A 26159-nucleotide genomic window follows, 5' to 3' on the forward strand; every position below is an offset into this window, starting at 1 on the left:
ACGATCGCGATCCGGAAGGAGCAGGCGATGGGGGACACGCACACGATGCGCGTCGGCCGCCGTACCGTCGAGATCCACCGGCCGGACAAGGTGCTGTTCCCCGCCGACGGCGAGGGCGGCGGCAAGGAGTACACCAAGGGCGATCTCGTCGCCTACCACCGTGCCGTCGCCCCCTTCATGCTGCCCCACCTGCGCGGACGCCCGCTGATGCTGGAACGGCACCCCGACGGGCTCGACGGGCCCATGTTCATGCAGAAGAACACCCCCGAGCACTACCCGGAGTGGATCGAACGCGTCGAGGTGCCCAAGGAGGGCGGCACGGTCGTCCACCCGGTCTGTGACGACGCGGCCACCCTCGTCTACCTCGCCGACCAGGCCTGTCTCACCCTGCACCGCTGGCTCTCCCGGACCGGCGACGTCGACCGGCCCGACCGGCTGGTCCTCGACCTCGATCCCGCCGTGGACGACTTCGCGCAGGTCCGGGAGGCGGCCCGGGACGTACGGGAACTGCTCGACGAGCTGAAACTGCCGTCCGTGCCGATGACCACCGGTTCCCGGGGCGTCCATGTCGTCGTGCCGCTGAACGGGCACGACGACTTCGACACCGTGCGCGGTTTCGCCCGGGAGATCGCCGAGGAACTCGTCCGCGCCCATCCCGAACGGCTCACCGTCGAGCCCCGAAAGAAGGACCGGGGCGACCGGCTCTACCTCGACATCCAGCGCAACGCCTACGCCCAGACCGCCGTCGCCCCCTACACCGTGCGCGCCCGGCCCGGCGCGCCCGTGGCCACGCCCCTGACCTGGGACCAGCTCGACGATCCGGCCGTCGACGCCCGCCGCTGGACCCTGGCGGACGCCGTCGACCAGGCCCGCACCGATCCCTGGGCCGGGGCGATGCGCCGGGGCCGGGCGCTGGGCCCGGCGCGGCGCAGGCTCGCGGCGCGGCGCGGCTGACACCGACAGGTTTGGCCAACGGCCGGGGGGCCACTCGGTGTTCGAGGTGGCCATGTCGAACACATCGAATACATCAAAAACACAGAATTCACGTACGGCGCACAAGTCGGACGAGTCGGACGAAAGCGAAGAGGCACAGGCATCGACGGACGAGCGCCCCAGCCCCATGCAGGTGCTGCGTCATGCGCGGACCCAGCTCGCGGAGCTGACCGGCATGGCGCCCGAGTCCGTGTCGTCGTTCGAACAGACCGAGGACGGCTGGATCTTGGAGGTCGAGGTCCTGGAGATCGCCAGGGTCCCCGACACGATGAGCCTGCTCGGGAGCTACCGGGTGGAACTCGACCCCGAGGGCGAGCTCACCGGCTACCGGCGCGTCCGCCGTTACGAGCGCGGGAGGGCTGACCCACATCGCCCCGGTGGCCGATAGGCCGCGTCCCGCTCCAGCACCCACAGACAAGGAGGATCAGCCGGCATGACCGTAGTCCCGGCACAGCAGTCCGGCGGCGGAGGCGGCAGCAGCGGCCTGTACGACGTCCTGGAACTCATTCTCGACAGGGGGCTCGTCATCGACGCCTTCGTGCGAGTCTCCCTGGTCGGCATCGAGATCCTGAAGATCGACGTCCGGGTCGTCGTGGCCAGCGTCGACACCTATCTGCGCTTCGCCGAGGCGTGCAACCGGCTCGACCTGGAGGCCGGGCCGCGCAAGAACCCCGGCCTGCCGGACCTCGTCGGTGAGATCACCGAGTCCGGCGCGCGCGGCAAGTCCAAGGGGGCGCTGTCCGGCGCCGCCGAGACGATCTCCGACGCCTTCAAGCAGGCCCGCGAGGAGGGTCAGTCCGAGTCGCGGCCGCGGGCCCGCAAGACCACGAGCTCGCGCAAGAGGGAGGAACAGGAGTGAGCACGTACGTCTACGGCATCACCGCGAGCTCGCACCCCGCTCTCCCCGAGGGCATGGGCGGTGTGGGAGATCCGGCCCGCCCGGTGCGCATCCTCAAGGAGGGGCAGCTGGCGGCGATCGTCAGCGAGGCCCCCGAGGGGCTGCGCCCCAAGCGCAAGGATCTGCTCGCCCACCAGAACGTCCTGAGCGAGGCGGGCGCGGGCGGCCCCCTGCTGCCCATGCGCTTCGGCAGTGTCGCTCCGGACGACGCGTCCGTCACCGGGGTGCTCGCCGAACGCGCGGAGCACTACACGGAACGGCTCGGCGCCCTCGACGGCAAGGTCGAGTACAACGTGAAGGCCAGCCACGACGAAGAGGCCGTGCTGCATCGCGTGATGGGGGAGAACCCCGAGCTGCGGGCCATGACGGAGGCAAACCGGCAGGCGGGTGGCGGTACCTACGAGGACCGGCTGCGGCTCGGCGAGATGGTCGTCGCCGCCGTGCAGGCCCGGGAGGCCGACGACGCGGCGGAGTTGCAGCGGGCGCTGGAGCCCGCCGCCGAGGCCGTCAGCGCGGGCCCCGAGTCGACCGGCTGGCTGGCCAATCTGTCGTTCCTCGTGGACCGGCAGTCGGCCGCGGTCTTCCTCGACGCCGTGGAGGAGGTCCGCAAGAGCCATCCGCACATCGAGGTGCGGGTGAACGGGCCGCTGCCGCCGTACAGCTTCGTCGAACCAGGGCCCGCGCAGCCCGCCGAGACGACGCACTGACAGCGCGTGACGGCCGAGGAGGCACGTGATGGGACTGATCACCGAGGTGCTGCTGCTGCCGTTCGCACCGGTGCGCGGCAGCCTCTGGGCGGTGAGACAGGTGGTCACCGAGGCCGAGCGCCAGTACTACGACCCGGCGGCCGTCCGCGCCGATCTCGCCCGCCTCGAGCAGCGGCTCGAAGCGGGCGAGATCGATGAGGACGAGTTCGACCGCCTGGAGGACGAGCTCCTGGAGCGGCTGGAGATCAGCGCACGGAGGAGCACAGGAACCGGCGACGGGACGACACAATGAATCGAATCGGACTGGGCCTCGCGATAGGGGCCGGATACGTCCTCGGACGTACCAAGAAGATGAAACTCGCGTTCGCCGTCGGCACCATGGTGGCCGGCAAGCGGATGCAGCTCAGCCCACGGGCGCTCGCGGACCTGGTGTCACAGCAGCTGCAGAACAACCCGCAGTTCAAGGAGCTCGGGGACCAGCTCCGCGAGGACCTGCGCGGCGCGGGCAAGGCGGCCACCGGGGCGCTGGTCGAGCGGCAGATCGAAGGGCTCGCCGACCGGCTGCACGGGCGTACCTCGCAGGTGCGCGACCAACTCGCCGGGGTGACGCCCGACGTGTCCGGACGCGACGAGGACGAGGAGGAGCCGGAGCCCGGCCACGACGGGCCCGAGGAGTCGCGACGGTCCTCGCGCGGGCAGGCGGCGAAGAAGCCCCCGCCCAAGAAGGCCGCCGCCAAGAAGACGGCCGCCAGGAAGACCGCCCCGGCGAAGAAGGCGGCTCAGACGAAGAGGACCGCACCGGCCAAGAAGGCTGCTCGCAAGGCCACGCGGTCACGGACGACGAGGGGAGGCGGCGGTGATGACTGAGACCCTTGGAACAGCGACCGGCCGCGCGACCGGCGAGGTGACGGACCGGGCGAAGGACGCGACGAAGAGCAATCCGCTCTCCGACGTCGCCCACAGCGAGGCCGTCGACCATCTCAAGGCCGAGGCCCGGGAATACGTGGCCGCGCAGGCCCAGCGGCTGCTTGTCGGCGCCGGCCGCAAACTCGGCGAGACGACCGGCAAGCTCAACGACATCGCCGACGGCAACAGCCCCGGCTTCGCCAAGCTGGCCCTCGACGGCGGCCGCAAGCTCGCCGAGGGCAAGGGGCCGCTGCGCACCGCCCTGGAGGTGGGCGCCGGCCGTGCCAAGGACAACGTGGTCGGCGCGTTCAAGAAGCTCGGCGGCGGCAAGGGCAAACGCAAGGGAAGCTCGGGCAACAAGCCCACGGTGATCATCGAGTCCATCGACGTCGGGGTGCCGGTGCGGACCGCGTACGACCAGTGGACCCAGTACCAGAGCTTCAGCACCTTCGCCAAGGGGGTGAAGAGCGCCAACCGGGCCGACGACACCCACTCCGACTGGCAGATGAAGATCTTCTGGTCCAGCCGCGGCTGGAAGGCGCAGACCACCGAACAGGTGCCCGACCAGCGGATCGCCTGGACGTCGGAGGGCGCCAAGGGCACCACGAAGGGCGCGGTCACCTTCCACTCCCTCGCCGACGACCTCACCCGGGTCCTGCTGGTCATCGAGTACTACCCGCAGGGCCTCTTCGAGAAGACCGGCAACATCTGGCGCGCCCAGGGCCGCCGGGCCCGGCTCGACCTCAAGAACTTCGCCCGCTTCATCACCCTCAAGGGCGAGGCCGAGGACGGCTGGCGCGGCGAGATCCGCGACGGCGAGGTCGCCGTCAGCCACGAGGACGCCGTCGCCGAGGAGGAGCGGGAGGACGAGGAACAGGAGGAGCTGCCCGAGGGTGAGGCGTCGGAGGACGGCGAGGCCGAGGGCGAGTACGAGGAGGACGAGGACGCCGACGAGGCCGAGTCGGACGAGGAGCCGCGTGACGCCGACGAGGCGGACGAGGCCGAGGACTCCGACGAGGACGAAGAGGCCGAAGGGTACGTCGACGAGGACGAGGAAGGCGACCTGGAGGACCCGGACGAGGTACCGGAGGGCGAGTACGAGGACGCTCCCGAGGCCCAGGGCGATGCCGGGGAGGACATCGACGAGGAACCGTACGAGGATGAGGAAGAGGAGCGGGCCGCCGCCGGCGGGAGTCGCCGATGACGTTCCCGAGCCGAGTCCCCGAGCCGTACGGGCAGAACGGGAGTGCCAACCTGGCCGACATCCTGGAGCGTGTCCTCGACAAGGGCCTGGTGATCGCGGGTGACATCCGCATCAACCTGCTCGACATCGAACTGCTCACCATCAAGTTGCGCCTGATCGTCGCCTCCGTCGACAAGGCCAAGGAGATGGGGATCGACTGGTGGGAGACCGACCCGGCGTTGTCGTCCAACGCACGCCGTGACGAACTCTCCCGTGAGAATGCCGAGTTGCGCGCCCGGCTCGCGGAGCTGGACGACGGCGGGCTCCGGCGGGAGCCGGAGCCCGCCATCGAACGCGGCCGCGCCAGAGAGGAGCCCTCATGACCGGACTGCGGTACGTGTACGCCGTCTGTCGCCCCTTCGACGCCGCGCTCCAGTCCCAGCTCAAGGGCGTCGCGGGGGCGCCGCCCCGGCAACTGCGCCACCACGACCTGATCGCCGTGGTCAGCGAGGTGCCGGAGCGCGACTTCGCGGAGCAACCGCTCCGTGCCCACCTGGAGGACCTGGACTGGCTGACCGAGACGGCCCGGGCCCACCAGAGCGTGATCGACGCCCTCACCGTCGTCACCACGCCGCTGCCGCTGCGACTCGGCACCGTCTTCCGCGACGACAGCGGCGTGCGGGTCATGCTGGAGGCCCGCGAGGAGGGCTTCCGGCGCACCCTGGACCGGCTCGCGGGCCGGGTGGAGTGGGGCGTCAAGATCTACGCCGAGTCCGAGGAGCGGGAGCCGTCGCAGGCGCCCGCGAAGGTCTCCAGCGGGCGTGACTATCTGCGGCAGCGCAGGCGCAGCCACAGGGCCCACGAGGAGATGTGGGAGAACGCCGACCGGTTCGCCCGCCGGTTGCACGAGACCCTCGCGGAATTCGCCGAGGACACCCGGCTGCACGCGCCGCAGAATTCCGCCCTCTCCGGCGTTCCCGGACGCAATGTGCTCAACGCGGCCTATCTGGTGCCGCGCGCCCATTCCGAGGAATTCGTGGAACTGGTGGACCGCACCAAGGGCGAGGAACCGGGATTGCGAGTGGAACTCACCGGACCGTGGGCCGCCTATTCCTTCAGTGGAGAAGGCGGAGAAGGCGGAGGAATCGGGGAAGGCGGAGAGGACGGAGAAAGCGGGGGTGCCGCGACAGGCGCCGCAGAGGGCGGGGTGGACGGCCGGTGACCGTGATCGAACGTCGTGAGGTCGCCCTCGTCGATCTCCTCGACCGGCTGCTGGCCGGCGGGGTCGTCATCACCGGGGACCTCACCCTGCGCATCGCGGACGTCGACCTCGTCCGTATCGATCTGAACGCGCTGATCAGCTCCGTGAACGCACAGGTCCCGTCACCTTGGGGAGGTATCGAGTGACCGGCCGGAACCGTCTCGAACTGGAGCCCGACACGGTCGAGAGGGACCTGGTCAAACTGGTCCTGACCGTGGTCGAGCTGCTCCGTCAGCTCATGGAGCGGCAGGCGCTGCGCCGCTTCGACACCGGAGAGCTCTCGGAGGACCAGGAGGAGCGCATCGGGCTCACGCTGATGCTGCTGGACGACCGCATGACCGAGCTGCGTGAGCGCTACGGCCTGCGGCCCGAGGACCTGAATCTGGACCTCGGGCCGCTCGGACCGTTGCTACCGCGGGAGTGACGTCACCACCTGTACCAGCGGCTCCTTCCTCCGGAGGCGGACGTGCCGCGCACCAGGAAGCCGAGGAGCCACAGCACCAGGACGGCCAATGCGATGTACCAGAGAACCTTGACCGCGAATCCGGCGCCGAAGAGAATCAGCACCAGAAGCAGGACCAAAAGGATGGGAACCATTATGCGAACCTCCTGATGGTCCGTGTTTCCAGAATTCCCGCGTTCAGGCCGCCTTGCGGCACAGAATTTCTCCGTGCAGTACGGCGAACCAGCCGTCCTCCTGCCGTCCCCATTCCCGCCAGGACTCCGCGATCGCCCGCAGGTGCCCGGCCGTGGCGTGACCACCCTCGGTGGCCCGCTCGGCGTAGGAGGAGGCGACCGTCCGGTCCGCCCACAGGCCGCTCCACCAGGCCCGCTCCTGGGCTGTGGCGTAGGTCCAGGTGGCGGAGGTGGCCGTGATGTCGGTGAGCCCGGCACGCAGCGCCCAGGACTTCAGCCGGCGTCCCGCGTCGGGCTCACCGCCGTTGGCGCGGGCCACCCGGCGGTACAGGTCGAGCCAGTCGTCCAGGCCCGCCGACTCCGGGAACCAGGTCATCGCGGCGTAGTCGGAGTCACGGGCGGCGACGATCCCGCCGGGCCTGGTCACCCGGCGCATCTCGCGCAGCGCCTGCACCGGGTCGCCGACGTGCTGGAGCACCTGGTGCGCGTGGACCACGTCGAAGGTGGCGTCCGGGAAGTCCAGGGCGTGGACGTCCGCGACGGCGAAGTCCACGTTCTCCAGGCCGCGTTCGGCGGCCGTGGCCCGTGCCTGGTCCAGGATGCCGGGCGCGTGGTCGACGCCGGTGACGTGGCCGTCCGGGACGAGGGCGGCCAGGTCGGCGGTGATGGTGCCCGGCCCGCAGCCGATGTCCAGGACTTTCATGGGGGGCTTCAGTGAACCGAGGAGGTAGGCCGCCGAGTTGGCGGCGGTGCGCCAGGTGTGCGAGCGCAGCACCGACTCGTGGTGCCCGTGCGTGTAGACGGCGGTCTCCTGTGCCTTCGGCATGGCCGTTCCCCTTCCACGAGGACCGCGACAACCGCGGGTTCGTCCTCGAACCGTACGCGACCATGTCGAATGATGAGACCGCCGTCTTGAATTGTGGACGCAGCCGCGTGGGGCGGCGGGTTGGGTCAGCGCATCGGCACGGGCCGGTACACCGTCAGCGCCTCCGGGATCTTCCGGAGCGTCAGATCGCCCTGCACCTCGGTGACTTCGCCGTCGTACGCGAGGAGGGTGCCCGGTGCGATGCCGTCCACCCGGAGCCGCCGCACACGGACCGCCGCGTGGACCGGGGTCCTGGTCAGCGGGCCCGCGGCGGCCGCGGCCAGCAGCCGTAGGGCCGGGCGGCGGCCGCCGTGCACGACACGGACGTCCAGCAGCCCGTCGGCCAGGTCGAAGCGCCGGGCGGGGGCGAAGCCCAGCCGGTGATAGGTGCCGTTGCCCGCGAAGAGCAGCCAGATCGGCCGGGGCCGGCCCTCGAAGGTGGCCTGGAGCGGATGCCGGTCGGAACGCAGGACCCGCAGGGCCGCGAAGACACCCGCCGGCCAGCCGCCGACCATCTTCTCCCAGCGCTCGCGCTCCCGGACCAGCTCGGGGTAGACGCCGAGGCTGAACGTGTTGAGGAAGTGGCCCTCGGTGTCGCCGGTGCTGAAGTGCCCGAGGTCCACCCGGACGGCCTCGCCCTGGCGCACCGCGCGGCCCAGGTCGCGTACGTCCTCCACACCGAGGTCGTACGCGAAGTGGTTGAGCGTGCCGCCGGGGAGTACGGCGAGGGGAAGACCGTGACGCAGGGCCACCTCGGCGGCGGCGTTCACCGTGCCGTCGCCGCCGCACACGCCGAGCACCCGGGCATGGGCGGCGGCCTTCTCCAGTTCGGCGCGCATGTCCTCCGGCTCGCACTCCACTGTCTCGGCCCCGGGCAGTACGTCCCGCAGGGCGCGCACCCGGTCCGACGTGCCGGAGGCCCGGTTGGCGACCACGACCAGCCCGTCGCCGTCCGGCAGCGCGGGCGCGTCCACGTAGGGGCGGCCGGGCGGTGGCAGTTGGTCGCGGGTCGGCACGATGCCCCGTACGGCGTAGGCGGCGCCCACACCCAGGGCGGCGCCCACCAGGACGTCGCTCGGGAAGTGCACGCCCGTGTACACCCGGGACAGCGCCACGGCGGCGGCCAGCGGGGCGACCGCGGCGCCCCAGCCGCGCGACTCCAGGGCGACCCCGGCGGCGAAGGCGGCGGCGGAGGCGGAGTGGCCCGACGGGAACGACGTGGTGATCGGCTGCCGCTTCAGCTGACGGGTCAGCGGCACATTGTCCAGGACCGGACGGGGGCGGCGGATCGAACGCTTGCCGAGGGTGTTGATGGTCGCCGAGGCGAGTGCGAGCGAGGCGACGCCCCGGACGGCCGCCTTGCGGGCCCTCGGGCTCCGGGTCGCCGCGATCGCCGCCGCCGTGGCGAACCACAGCACCCCGTGGTTCGCGGCGCGGCTCAGCTTCGGCAGGAGGGGATGGGCACCCGGCCAGTCGCGCGTCGCCACCGCGTTGAAGAGACGGCTGTCGGCGGCGAGGAAACGGTCGCGGAGGATGTGGTGGCCCGGGGGGCGGACGGTGAGGTCGACGTCTGGGGTCATGTGTCCACGGGTACCCCATGACGTCGCAAGCGTGTCGGGCGGGGTGGGAGCCGTCCCTGATATGTCGGGTAGGGAACTGATTGTCGTACCGGTGGTGGCCGTGCAGAATGCACGGGACCGCCCTCGCCCCGCGCGTGAGGGCGGTTTCGAGGAGGACGGGCCATGGTCGCCGTCTGGTGGTTGTCGGTGGCCGCGCTCGGTGGCGCGGCCGCGGCCGCCCTGTCGACGTTCCTGCGGATGAGAGGGGCCGCCGCGGCCCGGATCGCGGAACTGCGACAGCTGGAGCGGCTCGTGGAGCGACGGGCGGAACAGGTGACCGCGCTCAGCCATGAGCTGCGCACACCGCTCAGCATGATCAAGGGCTCGGTGGACCTGCTGCGCGAGAGGACGCCGGGCCCGCTGACGGCGGCGCAGGAGCGGCTGTTGCAGGTCGCCGACCACCAGTCCACGCAGGTCATCAGCCTGTGCGAGAGCCTGCTGATCCAGGCGAAGATCGAGGCCGGTCTCTTCACCCCGCGGATGGAGAAGGTGGACGTGTCGGTGGTGGTGCGCGACGTCGTGACCGCGATGCGACCGCTGTGCGCCCAGCGCGGGCAGCGGGTCGGTCTGGACGTGCCGCAGGTGATGCCGAGGATCCCGGCGGACCCGATGCTCCTGACACAGGCGCTGACGAACCTGCTGTCGAACGCCAGCCGGTTCACCACCACGGGCGGCAGCATCGACGTCCGGGTCGCGCTGATCGACACCGGTGTCGCCGTGTACGTCACCGACGACGGCGCCGGGATGACACGGGACGAACGGCACCGGCTGTTCCACCGCTTCGCGACCGGGCGCCCCCTCGCCGACGGGACCGGCCTCGGCCTCGTGATCACGAAGACGGTGGTGGAACTGCACGGAGGCGAGATCATGGTGCACACCGCGTCGTCCCGGGGGACGACGTTCCTGCTGACCCTGCCGGACGCGTCATGACGGTGGAGACGAGGACGGCGGCGGGGCCCACCGTGCTGGTGGTCGACGACGAGCCGCAGATGACGATCATCATCGAGTTCGCCCTGCAGACGCAGGGCTTCACGGTGCTCACCGCGCACGACGGGGCGACCGCCCTCAATCTGTTGCGCACCCGCGCCGTCGACCTGGTCGTCCTGGACGTGATGATGCCGGCGATGGACGGGCTCACCCTGTGCGGGCGGATCCGGGCCCGCTCGGACGCACCGGTCATGCTGCTCACCGCGCTGTCCCGCCACGAGGACGTGATCGCCGGTCTGGAGCACGGCGCGGACGACTACGTGACCAAGCCGTTCCACCCGCGTGAGGTGGCCCTGCGCGCCGAGGCCCTGGTACGACGGCACCGCCGGGGCAGCGGCGCCGCGCTGCGCGTGGGCCGGCTGGTGATCGACCCGGTGGCGCAGTCGGCGAGCCTCGGCCACCACCGGCTCGACCTGCCGTTCACGGAGTTCAAACTGCTGACCCATCTCGCGTCCCGGCGGGGCGCGCCGCAGTCCTGGCAGGAACTGCTCCGGGAGGTGTGGGGCACCTCGGACCTGCTGGGCGGCCGGGACGTGGTCAAGTCCACGGTGTACCGGCTGCGCTCGCGGCTGGCCGGGGTGCCGGGCGGCTCGGCGTACATCCGCACGCTGCGCGGGGTCGGCTATCTGATGCCGGATCTGCCCGCGGACGACACGGACGCGGAGGGCGTCCCCACCGCCGCACCCGACGGGCCGCCCGCGGGGTGACCGTCCGCGACGGCGCACATGACGTGCTCGGTGACGGCGCTGTCACCGGGGCTCACTCCGCCGTCACCGGGGCCCCGTTCACCCGCTCCTAATCTGGCCGAAACATCACCCGGCCGAGCCGTACCAGGCCTGAGAATGCGGAGGTCAACGCCGTGACACTCGTGACCAAGGGAAGACGCGCGCGCCGTGGCGCGGCATGGACGACGGCCCTCACGGCCCTGGCCGTCGCCGTCGCGAGCGGCTGCGCCCGCGACACCGTCCAGGCCGGCTCCGGACAGGACGGCGGCGTCGTGCACGTGGCCTGTGGCGCGACCGAGGAGTGGTGCGCCGCCACCACGGAGCGGTTCGCCGAGACCACGGGTGTGCAGGCCGACTTCGTCCGGCTCTCCAGCGGCGAGGCCCTCGCCCGCATCCAGGCCGGCAAGGGCAACGCCGAGTTCGACGTCTGGTACGGCGGCCCCGCCGACGGATACGCGGCAGCCGGCGACCAAGGCCTGCTGGAGCCCTATGTGTCGGAGAACGCCGCGGCCATCCCCGCGAAGTACAAGGACGTCTCCGGGCTGTGGACCGGCGTCTACGTCGGCGCGCTCGGCTTCTGCAGCAACAAGGAACTGCTGAGGGAGAAGGGTCTCGACGCCCCGCGGTCCTGGGCCGACCTCCTCGACCCGAAGCTCAAGAAGGACATCGGCATCGCGCACCCCTCCACGTCGGGCACCGCGTACACGGCCCTGTGGACGCAGGTGCGGCTGGCCGGCGGCGACGAGCCCAAGGCGCTCGACTACATGCGCGACCTGCACCCCAACGTGCTCCAGTACACCAAGTCCGGCGCGGCCCCCGCGCAGATGACGGCCCGCGGCGAGGTCGCCATCGGGGTGATCTTCTCCCACGACTGCATAGCCACCCAGGAGGCCGGCTTCCCCGACCTCGAAGTGACCTTCCCGTCCGAGGGCACCGGCTACGAGACCGGCGGGGTCGCGCTGGTCGAGGGCGCGAAGAACCCCGACAGCGCGAAGAAGTTCGTCGACTGGGCGCTGACGCCCGAGGCCCAGGAGATCGGCCCGAGCGTCAAGGCGTACCAGTTCCCGACCAACCCCGACGCCAAGGTGTCGGACAAGGTCGTCGACCTGGCGAGCATCAAGGTCGTGGACTACGACGCCGCCGAGGCCGGGGCGCGGAAGTCGGCGCTGACCAAGTGGTTCGACGAAGAAGTCGCGCAGGCGCCCAAGTCATGACCGCGATCCTCTTCGACCGTGAGCCGACCACCCCCGCGCGGGTGGCGGCTCCGCGCCGGCGCCGCCGGGCCGACCTGGGCGTCCGGGCCCTGATCGCTGTGGTCGCCCTGCTCGTGGTGGTCGGCGCGGTGGTGCCGCTGGCCGCGGTGCTCGCCACCGCCTTCGCCCCCGACGCGCTGCCCCGCTACGCCGAGTTCTTCACCTCCCGGGTCAACCTCGTCGTCCTGCGCAACACCCTCGTCCTCGGCGCCCTCGTCGGCCTCTGCGGTACGGCACTCGGCTTCCTGTTCGCCTTCGTGCAGACCCGGCTCGATGTGCCCGGCAAGAAGATCCTGCACGTCATCGCCCTGATGCCGATCGTCAGCCCGCCCTTCGCGATCGCCACCGCCACGGTCGTGCTGTACGGCCGGCGCGGTGTGATCAGCAACGGCGTCTTCGGGATGGAGTACGACGTCTACGGTCTGGACGGGCTCGTGTTCGTCCTGTCGCTGTCCCTCTTCCCGGTGGCGTACCTGGGTCTGCTCGGCATGCTGCGCGGGCTGGACCCGGCACTGGAGGAGGCCGCCATGAACATGGGCGCCTCGCGGTGGCGGATCCTGCGGACGCTGATCCTGCCGCTGGTGGCGCCGGGGTTGGTCGCGCCGTTCCTGCTGCTGTTCGTGGAGGCCATCGCCGACCTCGCCAACCCCCTGGTGCTCGGCGGCGACTACACGGTCCTCGCGAGCCGCGCCTACCTCGCGGTGACCGGCGAGTACGACATCACCGGCGCCGCCGTCTACTGCGTGATCCTGCTGGTGCCGTCGCTGGTGATGTACTTCGGGCAGCGGCACTGGATGAGCCGCAAGGTCCGCACGACCATCACCGGCCGCCCCTCCGGCAGCGTCCATCTGATCACCGGCTGGGCACGCTGGCCCTTCTACTCGCTGGCCCTGCTGGCCGTCGCGGTGATCCTCAGCCTCTACGGAACCGTCGTCGTCGGCTCGGTGACCCGGGTCTTCGGCGTCGACAACACCTTCACCCTCGACTACCTCGAGGAGGTCGTCGCCGGAGTGGGCGTGGAAGCCGTACTGGACACCCTCCGGTTCGCCGCCATCGCCACCCCCGTCGCCGGCCTCGTCGGCCTGGTCATCGCCTGGCTGGTGGTACGGCACCTGGACCGCACGGCCTGGCTGCTCGACCTCGGCGGCACCCTGGGCGTCGCCGTCCCCGGCACCGTGCTCGGCATCGGCTTCGTCCTCGCCTACCGGCCCGACCGCTGGATCGGCCCCGTCCACGCCCTGCCCAGTCTGGTCGGCGGCAGCGCCGTCGCCGGAGGCGCGGTCGCCATCGTCCTGGCCTACGTCGTGCGCAGCATCCCCGCGGGCCAGCGCACCGCCGTCGGCTCGCTCACCCAGCTGCACCCCTATATCGAGCAGGCGTCCACGGACCTGGGCGCCAGCCCTCTCCAGACGTTCCGCCGGGTGACCCTCCCCCTCATCCGCCCGGCACTGCTCACGGGGCTGAGCTACAGCTTCGCCCGCAGCATGACGTCCGTCTCGACGATCGTCCTGCTGGTCACCCCCCAGACGAAGATCATCACCTCCCAAATCCTCAGCGCCGCGGGCACCGGCCGCTACGGCGTCGCCTTCGCCTACTGCACCGTGCTGACCGTGCTGGTACTGGCGGGCTTCGCCCTCATCCGTCTCCTCGTCGGCACGGGCGCCGCCCTTCAGCGCACCGCCACCTCCGAAAGGCAGAAGTCATGACCGCCGCCGCGCCTGAGATCACCGTCGCGCCGACGCGCGAGACCGACAGCGGGCATCTGCGGTTCGACGCCCTGACCAAGCGGTTCACCGGCCGCTCCGGCACCGTCACGGCCGTCGACAGCGTCACGCTCGACATCCGACCCGGCGAGTTCATCACCCTGCTCGGCCCCTCCGGCTGCGGCAAGACCACCACCCTGCGCATGGCCGCCGGCTTCGAGGACGCCTCCAGCGGCAGCATCCTCCTGGACGGCCGGGCCATCGACGCGATGCCGCCGCAGCGCCGGCCCATGGCGATGGTGTTCCAGAGCTACGCCCTCTTCCCGCACATGACGGTCTCGGAGAACATCGCCTACGGCATGCGCCTTCAGCGGCGTACCCGCGACGACATCGACACCAGCATGCGGATGGCCCTCACCAGCATGAACCTGGTCGGCCTGGAGGACCGCAGTCCGCACGAGCTGTCCGGCGGCCAGCAGCAGCGGGTCGCGCTCGCCCGCGCCCTGGTCGTCCAGCCGAAGGTGCTGCTCTTCGACGAACCGCTGTCCAACCTGGACGCCAAGCTGCGGGACGCGATGCGGGCCGAGATCCGGCGCATCCAGAAGATGTTCGGCATCACCAGCCTCTATGTCACCCACGACCAGGACGAGGCGATGAGCATGTCCGACCGGATCGTGGTCATGAACAAGGGCCGGGTGGAGCAGGCCGCCACGCCGGGCGAGATCTACGCCCGGCCGGCCAGCGTGTTCGTCGCCGACTTCATCGGCCGGGCGAACTTCCTGGAGGCGGTGCCCGAGCGGGTCGTCGACGGACGGGGCACCGTGACCGTCCTCGGCCGACGGCTCACCGTCGCCGCGCACCCCAAGGTGTCCGCCAAGGTGGACGGCGCCTACCTGATGGTGCGGCCGGAGACGGCACGGCTGTCCGCCGTCACCGACGGCGGCACCGGCATCGGCGCTGTCCTGCGTTCCACCTTCCACGGCGCGACGATCGACTACGAGGTGGAGACGACCGGCGGCACCGTCACGGTCACCGAGGCGGGCGTCGACCCCCGTCACGCCCTGACCGAGGGCACCAACGTCGACGTCACCTTCGATCCGGACCGCGCCTATCTGCTCACCCGGGACTAGCAACTAGCTCAGGGGCGGCCGCCGACCACCGCGGAACAGCCCCTGAGCCGCTGTTCTCCCGCCCGGGCGACCCGCGGCGACGGCGGGCGGGTCCGGCGGGGCGCCGAGGTGGGAAAACGGATTTGCCCGGGCGTCGGTCCGCCTCGGACAATGCGCCCCATGGGACATCTCGAAGCCGCTCATCTGGAGTACTACCTGCCGGACGGGAGGGCGCTGCTCGGGGACGTGTCCTTCCGGGTGGGGGAGGGGGCGGTCGTCGCGCTCGTCGGGCCCAACGGGGCCGGGAAGACGACGTTGCTGCGGCTGATCTCCGGGGAGCTGAAGCCGCACGGCGGATCGGTCACCGTCAGCGGGGGCCTCGGGGTGATGCGGCAGTTCGTGGGGTCCGTGCGGGACGAGACGACCGTGCGGGACCTGCTGGTGTCGGTCGCGCAGCCGGGGATCAGGGAAGCCGCGAAGGCGGTCGACGCCGCCGAGCACGGGATCATGACCGTGGACGACGAGGCGGCCCAGCTGGCGTACGCGCAGGCACTCTCCGACTGGGCCGAGGTGCGCGGCTACGAGGCCGAGACCCTGTGGGACATCTGCACCATGGCCGCGCTCGGCGTGCCGTACGAGAAGGCGCAGTTTCGGCAGGTGCGGACACTCTCCGGCGGTGAGCAGAAGCGGCTCGTCCTGGAGGCGCTGCTGCGCGGCACCGACCAGGTGCTCCTCCTCGACGAGCCCGACAACTACCTCGACGTCCCCGGCAAGCGCTGGCTGGAGGAGCGGCTGAAGGAGACCCGCAAGACCGTGCTCTTCGTCTCCCACGACCGGGAACTGCTCTCCCGCGCCGCCGAGAAGATCGTCAGCGTGGAGCCGGGTCCGGCGGGCGCGGACGCGTGGGTGCACGGCGGCGGGTTCGACACCTACCACGAGGCCCGGCGGCAGCGCTTCGAGCGCTTCGAGGAACTGCGGCGCCGCTGGGACGAGAAGCACGCCCAGCTGAAGAAACTGGTGCTGACACTCCGTCAAGCGGCGGCGGTCAGCCATGAGATGGCCTCGCGGTACGCCGCCGCCCAGACCAGACTGCGCAAGTTCGAGGAGGCCGGGCCGCCGCCGGAGCCGCCGCGCGAGCAGGACATCACCATGCGGCTCAAGGGTGGCCGTACGGGCGTGCGGGCCGTGACCTGCGAGGGGCTGGAGCTGAAGGGCCTGATGAAACCCTTCGACTTGGAGGTCTTCTACGGCGAACGGGTCGCCGTCCTCGGCTCCAACGGCTCGGGCAAGTCCCACTTCCTGCGGCTGCTCGCCGGTGACGACGTGGCCCACACGGGGGTGTGGAGGCTCGGCGCCAGGGTCGTTCCCGGGCACTTCGCGCAGACGCACGCCCATCCCGAGCTGGAGGGGCGGACACTGCTCGACATCCTGTGGAAGGAGCACGCGCAGGACCGGGGTGCCGCCATGTCCCGGCTGCGCCGCTACGAGCTCACCAGACAGGCCGAGCAGCCCTTCGACCGGCTCTCCGGGGGCCAGCAGGCCCGCTTCCAGATCCTGCTCCTGGAGCTCCAGGGCGTCACCGCACTGCTGCTCGACGAACCCACGGACAACCTCGACCTGGAGTCGGCCGAGGCGCTCCAGGAGGGCCTGGAGGCCTTCGACGGGACGGTCCTCGCCGTCACCCACGACCGCTGGTTCGCTCGTTCGTTCGACCGCTATCTGGTCTTCGGCTCCGACGGCCGGGTCCGGGAGACCCCGGAGCCGGTCTGGGACGAGCGACGCGTGGAGCGCGCCCGCTAGGCCCTGGGTCCCGGGCTCCCGCGCGGGAGCCCGGGACCCAGGATCTTCGTACAGTGGATGGAGGACCACCGAGATCGGGGTACCACCATGACCGGAGTGCACCCGGACCAACTGGACGATCAGCAGTTGATGAAGGAACTGGAGTCGATCCACCGCACGCGGCACGACACGCTGCTGCACGGGTCGAGCGAGGCGTTGCGCACCCACAACGAACGGATGGCCCAACTGGAGGGCGAGTATCTGCGCCGCCATCCGCGCCGGCCGGTCGTCCCGGGCCGTACCCGCGACGGCGCGCGGGATCGAGGGCCGGCGGCGACATGAGACCCGGGGCGAATGCGGGGACGCGTGCTCTGCTCGACCGGCACGCCGAGGCGCAGGACCTCTTCGGCGCGCGGGTCCACGCCGTCCGGGACGACCAGTGGGGGGCGGACACGCCCTGCGCCGAGTGGTCGGTCCGTGACCTCGTCAACCACCTCGTCTCCGAGCAGCTGTGGGTGCCCTCGTTGGTACGGGACGGCTGCATGATCGAAGAGGTCGGCGACACGTTCGACGGGGATCTGCTGGGGCCCGACCCCGCGGCCTCCTGGGACACCGCCGCACACTCCGCGCGCGAGGCGTTCACGGCGCCCGGTGCGCTCGACCGCACGGTCCACCTGTCCTACGGCGACACCCCGGCGACCGCGTACTGCGCGCAGATGGTCGCCGACCTCGTCGTGCACGCGTGGGACCTGTCACGGGCGATCGGGGCGGACGAGCGGCTGCCGGGGGAGTTGGTGCGGTTCTCGGTGGACGAGATCGCCCCGTACGCCGGTGACCTGGAGAAGAGCGGACTGTTCGGGGCGCCGGTGACGCCGCCCGCGGGAGCCGATGCGCAGACCAGGTTGCTGTGTCTGCTCGGGCGGAGGCCTTAGAGCCGATCCAGGGGGTGGGCCGATCGTGCGTCGCGGGGCTCGGGTGCGTCGTGGTCGCTCGCGCGGTTCCCCGCGCCCCTGAAAGACGGAAGCACCGGGGCGCCCCTCTTCGAGGAGCGCCCCAGGTGCGTGTCGTCGCCGTCAGCAGCGGGTCGGTGGGCGGTCCCAGTGGCGGTGGGCCGCGATCGCCGACACGAACTCCCTGGTGAATTCCTCGCTCGCGGTGCCCTGGGCCGTGTCCGTCACCACGCCCCGGTCCACCACCACATGGTGGAACTCGGAGGAGAGCCGGACCCCCTCGGGCCGGAGGGCGGCGACGAGACCGACGCCGGAGCCCAGGGCGCCGATCGGCTTGCCGTGCCGGTAGGCGTCGCGGACGAAGCGCATGGCGTCGGGGTCGGTCGACTGGGGCGGGGTGCCGACGGGACCACCGGGGAGGAGTACGGCGTCGTACAGGACGGACGCCACCGTCGGCAGGGCCCGGTCCACGGTGTACTCCGCGCCGTCCGCACCGCGCACGGTGCCGTCCTGGGCGGCCAGCGCCTCCACGATCGCCCCCTCGGCCGCCAGCGCCTCCCGCACTCCGGTCACCTGGTCGGCGTCCACACCGTCGGCGACCAGCACGGCGATCTGCCGGGTGCGGATGGAACCGGGGCCGCGCTGCGCCTCCAGGCTGAGGGCCGGGGAGGTGAGCTTGTACGCCACCGGCTCGGCGTCCGACGGGACGGGTACACCGATGCCCTTCGCCACTTCGGCCGCCAACTCCGGGTCCACCTTGGCCAGTTGCTCCACCGTGCGGGCGCGGACGGAGAGGGCGCCGACCTTGCCCAGTTCGAAACGGAAGGCGGCCACGATGTGCTGCTTCTCCCAGGGGGCCATGCTGTTCCAGAACATGGCGGGCTGGCTGTGGTGATCCTTGAAACTCTCGCTGCGGCGGCGGATCTTGGCCCCGTCGACGCGCTCGGCGAGGTGCGTGTAGGCGTGCGGGTCGACGCCCGCGTGGGCCGGGCAGCCCCCTCCGAGGGAGTTCGGGAAGTAGTTCGTGCCGCGGTGGATCGCCGACTGGTGATAGCCGTCGCGGTGGTTGGTGCGCACGGGGGCCACGGGGCGGTTCACCGGCAGCTGGCTGAAGTTGGGGCCGCCGAGGCGGATCAACTGGGTGTCCAGGTAGGAGAAGTTGCGAGCCTGGAGCAGCGGGTCATTGGTGAAGTCGATGCCCGGGACGACGTTCGCGGTGTGGAAGGCGACCTGTTCCGTCTCCGCGAAGAAGTTCTCGGGGTTGCGGTCCAGCACCATGCGGCCGATCGGCCGCACCGGCACCTGCTCCTCCGGGATGATCTTCGTCGGGTCGAGCAGATCGAAGTCGAAGGCGAACTCGTCCTCCTCCGGCACCAGTTGGACGCCCAGCTCCCACTCGGGGAACTCGCCGGCCTCGATGGCGTCCCACAGGTCCCGGCGGTTGAAGTCCGGGTCCCGGCCCTGGCACTCCTGCGCCTCGTCCCACACCAGCGAATGCGTGCCCAGCTTCGGCTTCCAGTGGAACTTCACGAACGTACCCCGCCCGTCGGCGGTCACGAAGCGGAAGGTGTGCACGCCGAAGCCCTGCATCATGCGGTAGCTGCGCGGGATCGCCCGGTCGGACATCAGCCACATGATCGCGTGCAGCGTCTCAGGCTGGAGGGACACGAAGTCCCAGAGCGTGTCGTGCGCGGACGCGCCCGTCGGTATGTCGTTGTGCGGCTCCGGCTTCACCGCGTGCACGAAGTCGGGGAACTTGATCCCGTCCTGGATGAAGAAGACCGGGAAGTTGTTCCCGACCAGGTCGTAATTGCCCTCCGACGTATAGAACTTGGTCGCGAAGCCGCGTACGTCCCGCACGGTGTCCGCCGAGCCGCGCGGGCCCTGCACGGTCGAGAACCGTACGAAGACCGGGGTGCGCACCGAGGGGTCCTGGAGGAACGCGGCGCGGGTGAACTCCGCGCAGGACTCGTACGGTTCGAAGTACCCGTAGGCGCCCGCGCCCCGGGCGTGGACCACCCGCTCCGGGATCCGCTCGTGGTCGAAGTGGGTGAGCTTCTCCCGGAAGTGGAAGTCCTCCATCAGGGTCGGCCCGCGCTCACCGACGGTCAGTGAGTCGTCGGTGTGGTCGACGGCCACGCCCTGGTCGGTGGTGAGGGGGCCCGAGGCCGGGTCGACCGGGTGGGCCGCCTCGCGCTGCTCCTGCTTGCGGTCCATGGGTGAGCTCATCAGGCGGCCTCCTGGGAGAACACGTCGAGGAACGCCTCACAGAACGCCTTGAGGTCGTCCGGCTTGCGGCTGGTGACCAGCTTGTTCGAGCCGTGGTCGCAGATCTTCACCTGCTCGTCCACCCAGGTGCCGCCCGCGTTGCGGATGTCCGTGCGCAGACTCGGCCACGACGTCAGGACCCGGCCGCGCACCACGTCCGCCTCCACCAGCGTCCACGGCGCGTGACAGATCGCCGCGACGGGACGGCCCCGCTCGAAGAAGGAGCGGACGAACGACACGGCCTGGTCGTCCATGCGCAGGAAGTCCGGGTTGGCCACCCCGCCGGGCAGGACCAGGGCGTCGAACGACTCGGCCTGAGCCTCGCCCACCACGGCGTCCACGGGGAACGTGTCCGCCTTGTCGAGATGGTCGAAGGCCTGGATCCGCCCGGACTTCGTCGACACCAGTACGGGTTCGTGACCGGCGTTCTCCGCCGCCTGCCAGGGCTCGGTCAGCTCGATCTGCTCGACACCCTCGGGTGCTGTCAGGAATGCGATACGCATGGCTGCTCGGTCTCCTCTCCTTGCCTTGTTCCGTGCCTTGTTCCGTGACTGGCTGGGCCGTCGCTCACCGGGCCACCACGCGCAGGGTGCGCAGCTCCGGGTCCGACGGATCGGGTACGTACATGCCGTGCTCCACCCCGGATCCGAGGTACTCCACGACCGCCCGGTTGATCCGTTCGCCCGGACAGATCACCGGCACTCCGGGCGGATAGGGGCTGGCGGGTTCCGCGGCCACCCGGCCCACGGCCTCCTCCAGCGGCACCTGCTCCACCGGTCCGAAGAAGGCGTCGCGGGGGAGCATCACGCTCTGCAGCTCCAGTTCCTCCGGCTCGGGCAGCCGCACGGCCGGCCGCGGCGGCAGCGACTCGCGCCGCTTGACGAGGTCCGTCAGGGCGTCCAGCAGTGCCGCGCCACTCTCCTCGGTGTCGGCGTGGGTGAGTTGGGCGACGACGCGCCGGTGGTCGCCGAGCCCGAGATCGACCTGGTGGTGCTCGCGCAGCCACTCGACGGCCGCGTAGCCGCTCGTGCCGAGGCCGGAGACGTCGATCACGACCATCAACGGGTCGTACGCGAACGCCCGCCCGGGCCCGGCGAGTTCGGCGTCGGCGAGCGGGAGGAGTCCCGGCAGCGCGGCCACCTCCGTACGCAGGTGGGCCGCCAACCGCATCGCGCGGTCGAGGAGTTCATGGCCGCGCTCCACCATCTGCCGCCGCCAGCCGTCCAGCGCCGCCCACATCAGGACCGACGGACTGGTGGTGTTGAGCAGATCGCCCCGGAGCCTGAGCACGGCCGGATCGACCAGATCGCCCCGCAGATGGAACACCGAGCCCTGCTCCAGGCCCGCCCCCATCTTGTGCACCGATGTCACACACAGGTCGGCACCCGCGTCCATCGCCCAGCTCGGCAGGGACTCGTGGAACGGCAGATGGGCGCCCCACGCCTCGTCGACGATCAACGGCCTGCCCCGCGTGTGACAGACCTCCGCGATCGCGGCGATGTCCGCGCAGGTGCCGTACGCCGTGGGCGTGACCAGCAGCATGCCCTTCGCGTCGGGCGCCCGCTCGAAGGCCTCGGCGACCTCCTCGGGGCCCGGCGGATGCGACAGCCGGTGCTCTGCGTCCCAGCGCGGGCGCACCCACACCGGTTCGATGCCGGCCAGGATCACGCCCGCGATCACCGATTTGTGGGCGTTGCGCGCGACCAGCAGCTTCTCGCCCGGCCCGGCGACCGCCAGCATCGACGCCTTCACCGACAGGGAACTGCCGCAGGTCGAGAAGTAGGCCCGGTCCGCGTCCACCGCGTCCGCCATCAGCTCCTCGGCCCGCTCCAGGATCCGGCCCGACATCCGCCGGTCGTCGAGCCCGTTGAGGGCGAGTACGTCCGAGGCGAACACATCGGGGCCGAGCGTCAGGGCGACCCGGGCGTCCACACCCGTACCGCCCTTGTGGCCGGGCGGCGAGAAGGGCCGACGGCCGGTGCGCCGGTAGCGCTCCAGGGCCTCCAGGACGGGGGTACGGGAGTGGTCGGGCCGCTGATCGGTGCTCACGCTGTCGTGGTCCATGGTCTCCGTGCCGGTCGCTGTCCGAGCGGGTGGTGCCGGGGTCGGGGGTCGCTGTCCGAGCGGGTGGTGCCGTCGGGGGCGGCGGTGGTCGGGGCGTGCCGTGGGCGGCGGCCGGGCGGCCGCGAGCCGGTGCGGCGGGAGGGGGGCGGAGCCCGGCCCCGGTCCGTCGGACCGGGGCCGGGCCGCTCGGTCAGGCCGGGACCGGACCCGGGCCGATTCCGGGGGCCGGATCCGCTCCGCGGCCGACTCCCGGTCCCGGGGCCGCCCGCCGGCCGGTCCCGGGACCGTTCCCGGAGGCCGGGTCCGTCCCCGGCCAGGGCTCCGGTTCCGCCCGGCTGATGTGGGCGAGCGCCGAGCCGGGGTCCTGGGCGACGGCCAGGTCGCCGAGGCTGACCATGCCCACCGGGTGCCCGTCCTCCACGACGGGCAGCCGGCGTATCGCGTGGTCGCGCATCAGCTCGACCGCGGCGGCCACCGCGTCGTCCGGGCCGACCACGACCGGGTTCGGGGTGCAGACGGCCTGGGCGCTCACCGTCAACGGGTCCGCGCCGTCGGCGACGGCCCGCAGGGTGATGTCGCGGTCGGTCAGGACCCCGATCACCTGCCCGTCGGCCGCCACGAGCACATCCCCGATGTTCTGGGCGCGCATCAGCTGGGCCGCCTCCACGAGCGAGGCGTCCGGGCGGACCGCCACCGCTCCTGGGGTCATGACTTCCCTCACGAACTCGGCCATGGTCTCCGGGCCTTTCGTCGCTCCGCCCCGGCCGGGGGGCACGCCCGCATCGGCGTGACCTTGCCCGCAGTACCCGCGAGGTGGGGGCCTATGTGTCCCCGTCGTGTGCGGATTCCGTGGCGTCCGCCGGAGGCCGCGCGGCACCGCCCCCGGTCTCCCCGGACGCACCGCTCTCGTCCTGGACCTGGACCACGGCCTCCGCGAGCTGGTGGGCCGAGTCGTAGCGCGCCTTCCGCGGCAGCCGCTCCAGGGGCGCCACGAGCCCGTCCGGGGCGTGCCGGCCCCGCAGGGTCCGGATCAGCTCGGCGGGGCCCGCCGGGAACGAGGTACGGCCCAGGATCCGGGCCAGGTCGAGCCGCAGCGCCTCCACCCGGGCGGGCGCCCGGCTCGGCGTCACCGGCCCGTACGCCACCTCCGGGTCGTCCTCGGCGTAGGGCTCGGGGTCGTTCCACTCCTCCGTCCGGGTGGGATGCCCCGAACGGAGCAACCCCTGCAGTTCGTGCTTCATCTCGTCGTCGCGGTGGGCGCTCAGCCGGTCGCTGCCTCGCTGCATGACTCCCCTCCAGATGGGTTGGTGGCCCCCCGCGTACCCGAACCCCCGGCACCGACACGGAGGCCTGGCCAGGGATCGGGGGCCGGGCGGCGGCTCACGACGCGTCGTCGCCCTTCGACCTCGTGCCCGGCAGGAACTCCTGCAGCTTCGCCTTGAAGCCCTGCTTGACCATGGACGCCCGGTCGGCGTCGCCCTTGAGGATCGAGGCGGCCGTGGACTCCATCTGCTCCCAGGTCGCGTGCGGCGGGATCGGGGGCACCGCCGGGTCGGTGAGGAACTCCACCACCGCCGGACCGTCCGCCGCGAGGGCCGCGCGCCAGCCCGCCTCGACGTCCTCGGGCTTCTCCACGCGGATCCCGGTCAGCCCGAGCGAGCGCGCGAAGGCGGCGTACTGGACGTCCGGCAGCTCCTGCGAGGGCAGGAAGGAGGGCTCGCCGCCCATCGCCCGCAGCTCCCACGTCACCTGGTTGAGGTCGTGGTTGTTCCAGACGGCAACCACCAGCCGCGGATCCTCCCAGCGGTCCTGGTACTTGGCCGCCGTGATCAGCTCCGCCATGCCGTTCATCTGCATCGCCCCGTCCCCGACCAGGGCGATCGCCGGACGGTCCGGGTGCGCGAACTTCGCGCCGATCGCGTACGGCACCCCGCAGCCCATCGTCGCCAGCGTGCCCGACAGCGAACCGCGCATACGTCCGCGCATGGTGATGTGCCGGGCGTACCAGTTCGCCGCGGAACCGGAGTCCGAGGAGATGATCGCGTCGTCCGGCAGCAGCGGATCGAGGGCGTGGGCCACCAGCTCCGGGTTGATCGGATCGGCCGACAGCTGCGCGCGGCGGGCCGTCACCTCGCGCCAGCGCGCCACCCCCGCGCACACCTCGTCGTACCACTCGCGGCCCCGCTCCGGATCGATCAGCGGGATCAGCCGCTCCAGCGTCGCCTTGGCGTCCCCGACGAGGTTCACCTCGTACGGGTAGCGCATCCCGACCATGTGCGGGTCGATGTCGATCTGCACGGCCCGTGCCTTGCCGAAGTCCGGCAGGAACTGCGAGTACGGGAAGGACGAGCCGATCGTCAGCAGCGTGTCGCAGTCCCGCATCAGCTCGTACGAGGGGCGCGTGCCCAGCAGCCCGATCGAGCCGGTGACGTAGGGCAGTTCGTCGCTCAGCGCGTCCTTGCCGAGGAGCGCCTTGGCGACCCCCGCACCGAGCAGCTCGGCGATCCGGGTCACCTCGGCACGGGCCCCGGCGGCGCCCTGCCCGATGAGGATCGCGACCTTGTCCCCGGCGTTCAGGATCTCGGCGGCCCGCTCCACCGACTCGGTGGACGGCACCGTCGTCCAGGCGCCGCCGCCCAGGCTGGAGGGGACCATCTTGAACTCGTGGGTCGGCGCCGAGTACTCCAGTTCCTGCACGTCACCGGGGACGATGACGGCCGTCGGCGCGCGGCGGGCGTAGGCGGTGCGGATCGCCCGGTCGAGGACGTTCGGCAGCTGCTCGGGCACGGTCACCGTCTCGACGAAGTCCGAGGCCACGTCCTTGAACAGGGTGTGCAGGTCGACCTCCTGCTGGTAGGAGCCGCCCATCGCGCTGCGGTGCGTCTGGCCGACGATCGCCAGCACCGGCACATGGTCCAGCTTTGCGTCGTACAGGCCGTTGAGCAGATGGATCGCGCCCGGACCCGACGTCGCCGCGCACACCCCCAGCCGACCGGAGAACTTGGCGTACCCGACCGCCTGGAACGCGGACATCTCCTCGTGCCGGGACTGGATGAACCGTGGCTGGTCCTCGGCCCGGCCCCAGGCCGCCAGCAGCCCGTTGATGCCGTCCCCCGGATAGCCGAATACCTGTTCGACTTCCCATGTGCGCAGCCTCCGCAAGATGTGATCGGCGACGGTGGTGCTCATACTGGACCTCCCGGGGTGTGATCTCCCGAGCGAGTCACCCGCGGGCGGAATGGAAAACTTCGAATGTGTTTGCCGTGCATGATCCGGGGCAGGCGCATAACAGTGCTTCGGACAGGAGGCACGTCCGTGGAAGAGGCGATCATTCCATCCCGGATGTGCTGTTTCGTGCGCACGTCCACGCCCCCACGGTGACCGTCCATCCCAGAGCGCCATCCAGGGAGTTGCGACGCACCATGCGTACTCAGGCCAAGCACCACCCGCACGACGACGCCCCCGACACCGCGGAGGCCTTCCGTCAACTGGCCGCGCTTCCCCCAGGTCAGCAGCGGGACACCCTGCGTGACCAGATCATCGAAGCGTGGCTCCCCATGGCCGAACGGCTCGCGGGCAGGTTCCGCAGCCGTGGCGAGAGCTACGAGGACCTGCGCCAGGTCGCGTACCTCGGCCTCGTCAAGGCCGTCGACCGCTACGACCCCGAGCGGGGCAACGCCTTCGAGAGCTACGCCGTACCCACCGTCACCGGCGAGATCAAGCGGCACTTCCGGGACCACATGTGGACCCTGCACGTGCCGCGCCGGGTCCAGGACCTGCGCAACCGCGTGCGGTTCGCCAGTCAGGACCTGTCCCAGACGATCTCCGGGCGGCGCCCCACCGTCGCGGAGATCGCGGAGCACGCGAACATGAGCGAGGAGGACGTCCAGGTCGGGCTGGAGGCCCTGGAGAGTTTCACGGCGCTGTCGCTGGACGCGGAGCTGCCGGGGAGCGAGGACGGGTACTCGCTGAGCGACGCCCTCGGGGCGCTGGATCCCGCGCTGGACACGGTGGTGGACAGGGAGGCCGTGAAGCCCCGCCTGGCCGCGTTGCCGGAGCGGGAGCGGGCGATCCTGTACATGCGGTTCTTCGGCGACATGACGCAGAGCCGGATCGCCGAGCAGTTGGGGATCTCCCAGATGCACGTGTCGCGCTTGATCAGCCGGTGCTGTGACCGGCTGCGGGACCAGGTGATGAAGGATGCGGTATAGCTCAGCCGGGTGAGGCCGAGGGCGAGCCGGGGCGCCCTCGGG

General features: G+C 71.3%; 28 protein-coding genes and 1 pseudogene. 20 read left to right on the forward strand and 9 right to left on the reverse strand.

What is annotated here, in order from left to right:
* Positions 1 to 27: 27 nt before the first annotated feature.
* From ligD to RM704_RS04885, 11 genes are read left to right on the forward strand one after another with little or no spacing between them, the layout of a single operon-like run.
* The gene (gene ligD / locus RM704_RS04835) at positions 28 to 954 is read left to right on the forward strand and encodes a non-homologous end-joining DNA ligase (RefSeq protein ID WP_033529799.1); all 927 of its coding nucleotides are present in this window, start codon (positions 28 to 30) and stop codon (positions 952 to 954) included.
* A gap of 52 nt (positions 955 to 1006) precedes the next feature.
* A complete protein-coding gene (locus tag RM704_RS04840; protein ID WP_078937292.1) occupies positions 1007 to 1381 on the forward strand; it encodes a gas vesicle protein GvpO in 375 nt (124 codons plus the stop codon).
* A gap of 45 nt (positions 1382 to 1426) precedes the next feature.
* Positions 1427 to 1852 carry a gas vesicle structural protein GvpA gene (locus tag RM704_RS04845; protein WP_033529797.1) on the forward strand — a complete coding sequence of 142 codons (426 nt, stop codon included), beginning with the start codon at positions 1427 to 1429 and terminating at the stop codon, positions 1850 to 1852.
* On the forward strand, positions 1849 to 2598 hold the full coding sequence (locus tag RM704_RS04850) for a GvpL/GvpF family gas vesicle protein (protein WP_033529796.1): 750 nt from the start codon (positions 1849 to 1851) through the stop codon (positions 2596 to 2598). Before RM704_RS04845 ends, RM704_RS04850 begins: the two co-directional genes overlap by 4 nt.
* A gap of 28 nt (positions 2599 to 2626) precedes the next feature.
* Positions 2627 to 2890, forward strand: a complete 264-nt coding sequence (locus RM704_RS04855; RefSeq protein WP_033529795.1) for a gas vesicle protein GvpG — start codon at positions 2627 to 2629, stop codon at positions 2888 to 2890.
* Positions 2887 to 3465 carry a hypothetical protein gene (locus tag RM704_RS04860; RefSeq protein ID WP_033529794.1) on the forward strand — a complete coding sequence of 193 codons (579 nt, stop codon included), beginning with the start codon at positions 2887 to 2889 and terminating at the stop codon, positions 3463 to 3465. Before RM704_RS04855 ends, RM704_RS04860 begins: the two co-directional genes overlap by 4 nt.
* Complete coding sequence (locus RM704_RS04865) at positions 3458 to 4708, forward strand: SRPBCC family protein (RefSeq protein WP_033529793.1); 1251 nt, start codon at positions 3458 to 3460, stop codon at positions 4706 to 4708. Before RM704_RS04860 ends, RM704_RS04865 begins: the two co-directional genes overlap by 8 nt.
* Positions 4705 to 5070 carry a gas vesicle protein gene (locus tag RM704_RS04870; RefSeq protein WP_033529792.1) on the forward strand — a complete coding sequence of 122 codons (366 nt, stop codon included), beginning with the start codon at positions 4705 to 4707 and terminating at the stop codon, positions 5068 to 5070. Before RM704_RS04865 ends, RM704_RS04870 begins: the two co-directional genes overlap by 4 nt.
* Positions 5067 to 5909 (forward strand): GvpL/GvpF family gas vesicle protein, encoded by an 843-nt coding sequence (locus RM704_RS04875; RefSeq protein ID WP_311589677.1) that lies wholly within the window; start codon positions 5067 to 5069, stop codon positions 5907 to 5909. Before RM704_RS04870 ends, RM704_RS04875 begins: the two co-directional genes overlap by 4 nt.
* A complete protein-coding gene (locus tag RM704_RS04880) occupies positions 5906 to 6094 on the forward strand; it encodes a gas vesicle protein (protein ID WP_033529791.1) in 189 nt (62 codons plus the stop codon). The genes RM704_RS04875 and RM704_RS04880 overlap by 4 nt, the downstream gene beginning before the upstream one ends.
* Complete coding sequence (locus tag RM704_RS04885) at positions 6091 to 6372, forward strand: gas vesicle protein K (RefSeq protein WP_033529790.1); 282 nt, start codon at positions 6091 to 6093, stop codon at positions 6370 to 6372. Before RM704_RS04880 ends, RM704_RS04885 begins: the two co-directional genes overlap by 4 nt.
* Before the next feature lie 2 nt (positions 6373 to 6374).
* Here the strand turns inward: RM704_RS04885 and RM704_RS04890 are convergent, their stop codons facing one another.
* The 3 genes from RM704_RS04890 to RM704_RS04900 form a co-directional block, all read right to left on the reverse strand.
* Complete coding sequence (locus RM704_RS04890; protein ID WP_033529789.1) at positions 6375 to 6545, reverse strand: hypothetical protein; 171 nt, start codon at positions 6543 to 6545, stop codon at positions 6375 to 6377.
* Between the two features lie 43 nt (positions 6546 to 6588).
* Entirely contained in the window at positions 6589 to 7410 is an 822-nt protein-coding gene (locus RM704_RS04895; protein WP_033529788.1) for a class I SAM-dependent methyltransferase, read from the reverse strand.
* Between the two features lie 125 nt (positions 7411 to 7535).
* A complete protein-coding gene (locus RM704_RS04900) occupies positions 7536 to 9029 on the reverse strand; it encodes a bifunctional phosphatase PAP2/diacylglycerol kinase family protein (RefSeq protein WP_033529787.1) in 1494 nt (497 codons plus the stop codon).
* 162 nt (positions 9030 to 9191) lie between these two features.
* Here RM704_RS04900 and RM704_RS04905 point away from each other — a divergent pair, with 162 nt between their 5' ends.
* The 8 genes from RM704_RS04905 to RM704_RS04940 all read left to right on the forward strand — a co-directional run bounded on the left by RM704_RS04905 (position 9192) and on the right by RM704_RS04940 (position 17556).
* A complete protein-coding gene (locus RM704_RS04905) occupies positions 9192 to 9998 on the forward strand; it encodes a sensor histidine kinase (RefSeq protein WP_033529786.1) in 807 nt (268 codons plus the stop codon).
* Positions 9995 to 10762 (forward strand): response regulator transcription factor, encoded by a 768-nt coding sequence (locus RM704_RS04910; protein WP_052146259.1) that lies wholly within the window; start codon positions 9995 to 9997, stop codon positions 10760 to 10762. The genes RM704_RS04905 and RM704_RS04910 overlap by 4 nt, the downstream gene beginning before the upstream one ends.
* 161 nt (positions 10763 to 10923) lie before the next feature.
* Complete coding sequence (locus RM704_RS04915; protein ID WP_033530012.1) at positions 10924 to 11994, forward strand: ABC transporter substrate-binding protein; 1071 nt, start codon at positions 10924 to 10926, stop codon at positions 11992 to 11994.
* Positions 11991 to 13739: an ABC transporter permease gene (locus RM704_RS04920; protein WP_052146258.1), complete on the forward strand. Its 1749-nt coding sequence runs from the start codon at positions 11991 to 11993 to the stop codon at positions 13737 to 13739. The genes RM704_RS04915 and RM704_RS04920 overlap by 4 nt, the downstream gene beginning before the upstream one ends.
* Positions 13736 to 14866 carry an ABC transporter ATP-binding protein gene (locus tag RM704_RS04925; RefSeq protein ID WP_033529785.1) on the forward strand — a complete coding sequence of 377 codons (1131 nt, stop codon included), beginning with the start codon at positions 13736 to 13738 and terminating at the stop codon, positions 14864 to 14866. The genes RM704_RS04920 and RM704_RS04925 overlap by 4 nt, the downstream gene beginning before the upstream one ends.
* A 159-nt stretch (positions 14867 to 15025) precedes the next feature.
* Positions 15026 to 16645 carry an ABC-F family ATP-binding cassette domain-containing protein gene (locus RM704_RS04930; protein ID WP_033530010.1) on the forward strand — a complete coding sequence of 540 codons (1620 nt, stop codon included), beginning with the start codon at positions 15026 to 15028 and terminating at the stop codon, positions 16643 to 16645.
* 57 nt (positions 16646 to 16702) lie between these two features.
* Complete coding sequence (locus RM704_RS04935; protein ID WP_033529784.1) at positions 16703 to 16966, forward strand: DUF6158 family protein; 264 nt, start codon at positions 16703 to 16705, stop codon at positions 16964 to 16966.
* Positions 16963 to 17556: a TIGR03086 family metal-binding protein gene (locus tag RM704_RS04940; RefSeq protein WP_033529783.1), complete on the forward strand. Its 594-nt coding sequence runs from the start codon at positions 16963 to 16965 to the stop codon at positions 17554 to 17556. The genes RM704_RS04935 and RM704_RS04940 overlap by 4 nt, the downstream gene beginning before the upstream one ends.
* A 141-nt stretch (positions 17557 to 17697) precedes the next feature.
* Here RM704_RS04940 and RM704_RS04945 read toward each other — a convergent pair whose 3' ends face one another.
* From RM704_RS04945 to RM704_RS04970, 6 genes and pseudogenes are all read right to left on the reverse strand, one after another.
* The gene (locus RM704_RS04945) at positions 17698 to 19803 is read right to left on the reverse strand and encodes a catalase (RefSeq protein WP_033529782.1); all 2106 of its coding nucleotides are present in this window, start codon (positions 19801 to 19803) and stop codon (positions 17698 to 17700) included.
* Entirely contained in the window at positions 19803 to 20345 is a 543-nt protein-coding gene (locus RM704_RS04950; protein ID WP_033529781.1) for a type 1 glutamine amidotransferase domain-containing protein, read from the reverse strand. Before RM704_RS04950 ends, RM704_RS04945 begins: the two co-directional genes overlap by 1 nt.
* Before the next feature lie 64 nt (positions 20346 to 20409).
* On the reverse strand, positions 20410 to 21906 hold the full coding sequence (locus RM704_RS04955; RefSeq protein WP_052146257.1) for an aminotransferase class I/II-fold pyridoxal phosphate-dependent enzyme: 1497 nt from the start codon (positions 21904 to 21906) through the stop codon (positions 20410 to 20412).
* A gap of 310 nt (positions 21907 to 22216) precedes the next feature.
* Positions 22217 to 22639, reverse strand: a pseudogene (locus RM704_RS04960) (CBS domain-containing protein); the annotation flags it as partial.
* 88 nt (positions 22640 to 22727) lie between these two features.
* The gene (locus RM704_RS04965) at positions 22728 to 23192 is read right to left on the reverse strand and encodes a DUF2795 domain-containing protein (protein WP_033529780.1); all 465 of its coding nucleotides are present in this window, start codon (positions 23190 to 23192) and stop codon (positions 22728 to 22730) included.
* 94 nt (positions 23193 to 23286) lie between these two features.
* The gene (locus RM704_RS04970; protein WP_033529779.1) at positions 23287 to 25095 is read right to left on the reverse strand and encodes a thiamine pyrophosphate-requiring protein; all 1809 of its coding nucleotides are present in this window, start codon (positions 25093 to 25095) and stop codon (positions 23287 to 23289) included.
* A 233-nt stretch (positions 25096 to 25328) separates the two neighbouring features.
* Here RM704_RS04970 and RM704_RS04975 point away from each other — a divergent pair, with 233 nt between their 5' ends.
* Positions 25329 to 26117, forward strand: coding sequence for an RNA polymerase sigma factor SigF (locus RM704_RS04975; protein WP_033529778.1), 789 nt, complete (start codon positions 25329 to 25331; stop codon positions 26115 to 26117).
* Positions 26118 to 26159 lie beyond the last annotated feature (42 nt).

Source organism: Streptomyces gottesmaniae (assembly GCF_031845845.1).
Classification (GTDB): Bacteria; Actinomycetota; Actinomycetes; order Streptomycetales; family Streptomycetaceae; genus Streptomyces; species Streptomyces akebiae.

Coding starts and splice junctions, on each gene's coding strand:
- RM704_RS04935 (WP_033529784.1), top strand. CDS start 16,703: ATGGAGGACCACCGAGATCGGGGTACCACCATGACCGGAGTGCACCCG.
- RM704_RS04940 (WP_033529783.1), top strand. CDS start 16,963: ATGAGACCCGGGGCGAATGCGGGGACGCGTGCTCTGCTCGACCGGCAC.
- RM704_RS04950 (WP_033529781.1), bottom strand. CDS start 20,345: ATGCGTATCGCATTCCTGACAGCACCCGAGGGTGTCGAGCAGATCGAG.
- RM704_RS04895 (WP_033529788.1), bottom strand. CDS start 7,410: ATGCCGAAGGCACAGGAGACCGCCGTCTACACGCACGGGCACCACGAG.
- RM704_RS04920 (WP_052146258.1), top strand. CDS start 11,991: ATGACCGCGATCCTCTTCGACCGTGAGCCGACCACCCCCGCGCGGGTG.
- RM704_RS04965 (WP_033529780.1), bottom strand. CDS start 23,192: ATGCAGCGAGGCAGCGACCGGCTGAGCGCCCACCGCGACGACGAGATG.
- RM704_RS04970 (WP_033529779.1), bottom strand. CDS start 25,095: ATGAGCACCACCGTCGCCGATCACATCTTGCGGAGGCTGCGCACATGG.
- RM704_RS04975 (WP_033529778.1), top strand. CDS start 25,329: ATGCGTACTCAGGCCAAGCACCACCCGCACGACGACGCCCCCGACACC.
- RM704_RS04945 (WP_033529782.1), bottom strand. CDS start 19,803: ATGAGCTCACCCATGGACCGCAAGCAGGAGCAGCGCGAGGCGGCCCAC.
- RM704_RS04925 (WP_033529785.1), top strand. CDS start 13,736: ATGACCGCCGCCGCGCCTGAGATCACCGTCGCGCCGACGCGCGAGACC.
- RM704_RS04865 (WP_033529793.1), top strand. CDS start 3,458: ATGACTGAGACCCTTGGAACAGCGACCGGCCGCGCGACCGGCGAGGTG.
- RM704_RS04930 (WP_033530010.1), top strand. CDS start 15,026: ATGGGACATCTCGAAGCCGCTCATCTGGAGTACTACCTGCCGGACGGG.
- RM704_RS04955 (WP_052146257.1), bottom strand. CDS start 21,906: ATGGACCACGACAGCGTGAGCACCGATCAGCGGCCCGACCACTCCCGT.
- RM704_RS04910 (WP_052146259.1), top strand. CDS start 9,995: ATGACGGTGGAGACGAGGACGGCGGCGGGGCCCACCGTGCTGGTGGTC.
- RM704_RS04840 (WP_078937292.1), top strand. CDS start 1,007: ATGTCGAACACATCGAATACATCAAAAACACAGAATTCACGTACGGCG.
- RM704_RS04860 (WP_033529794.1), top strand. CDS start 2,887: ATGAATCGAATCGGACTGGGCCTCGCGATAGGGGCCGGATACGTCCTC.
- RM704_RS04870 (WP_033529792.1), top strand. CDS start 4,705: ATGACGTTCCCGAGCCGAGTCCCCGAGCCGTACGGGCAGAACGGGAGT.
- RM704_RS04875 (WP_311589677.1), top strand. CDS start 5,067: ATGACCGGACTGCGGTACGTGTACGCCGTCTGTCGCCCCTTCGACGCC.
- RM704_RS04900 (WP_033529787.1), bottom strand. CDS start 9,029: ATGACCCCAGACGTCGACCTCACCGTCCGCCCCCCGGGCCACCACATC.
- RM704_RS04845 (WP_033529797.1), top strand. CDS start 1,427: ATGACCGTAGTCCCGGCACAGCAGTCCGGCGGCGGAGGCGGCAGCAGC.
- RM704_RS04855 (WP_033529795.1), top strand. CDS start 2,627: ATGGGACTGATCACCGAGGTGCTGCTGCTGCCGTTCGCACCGGTGCGC.
- RM704_RS04890 (WP_033529789.1), bottom strand. CDS start 6,545: ATGGTTCCCATCCTTTTGGTCCTGCTTCTGGTGCTGATTCTCTTCGGC.
- RM704_RS04905 (WP_033529786.1), top strand. CDS start 9,192: ATGGTCGCCGTCTGGTGGTTGTCGGTGGCCGCGCTCGGTGGCGCGGCC.
- ligD (WP_033529799.1), top strand. CDS start 28: ATGGGGGACACGCACACGATGCGCGTCGGCCGCCGTACCGTCGAGATC.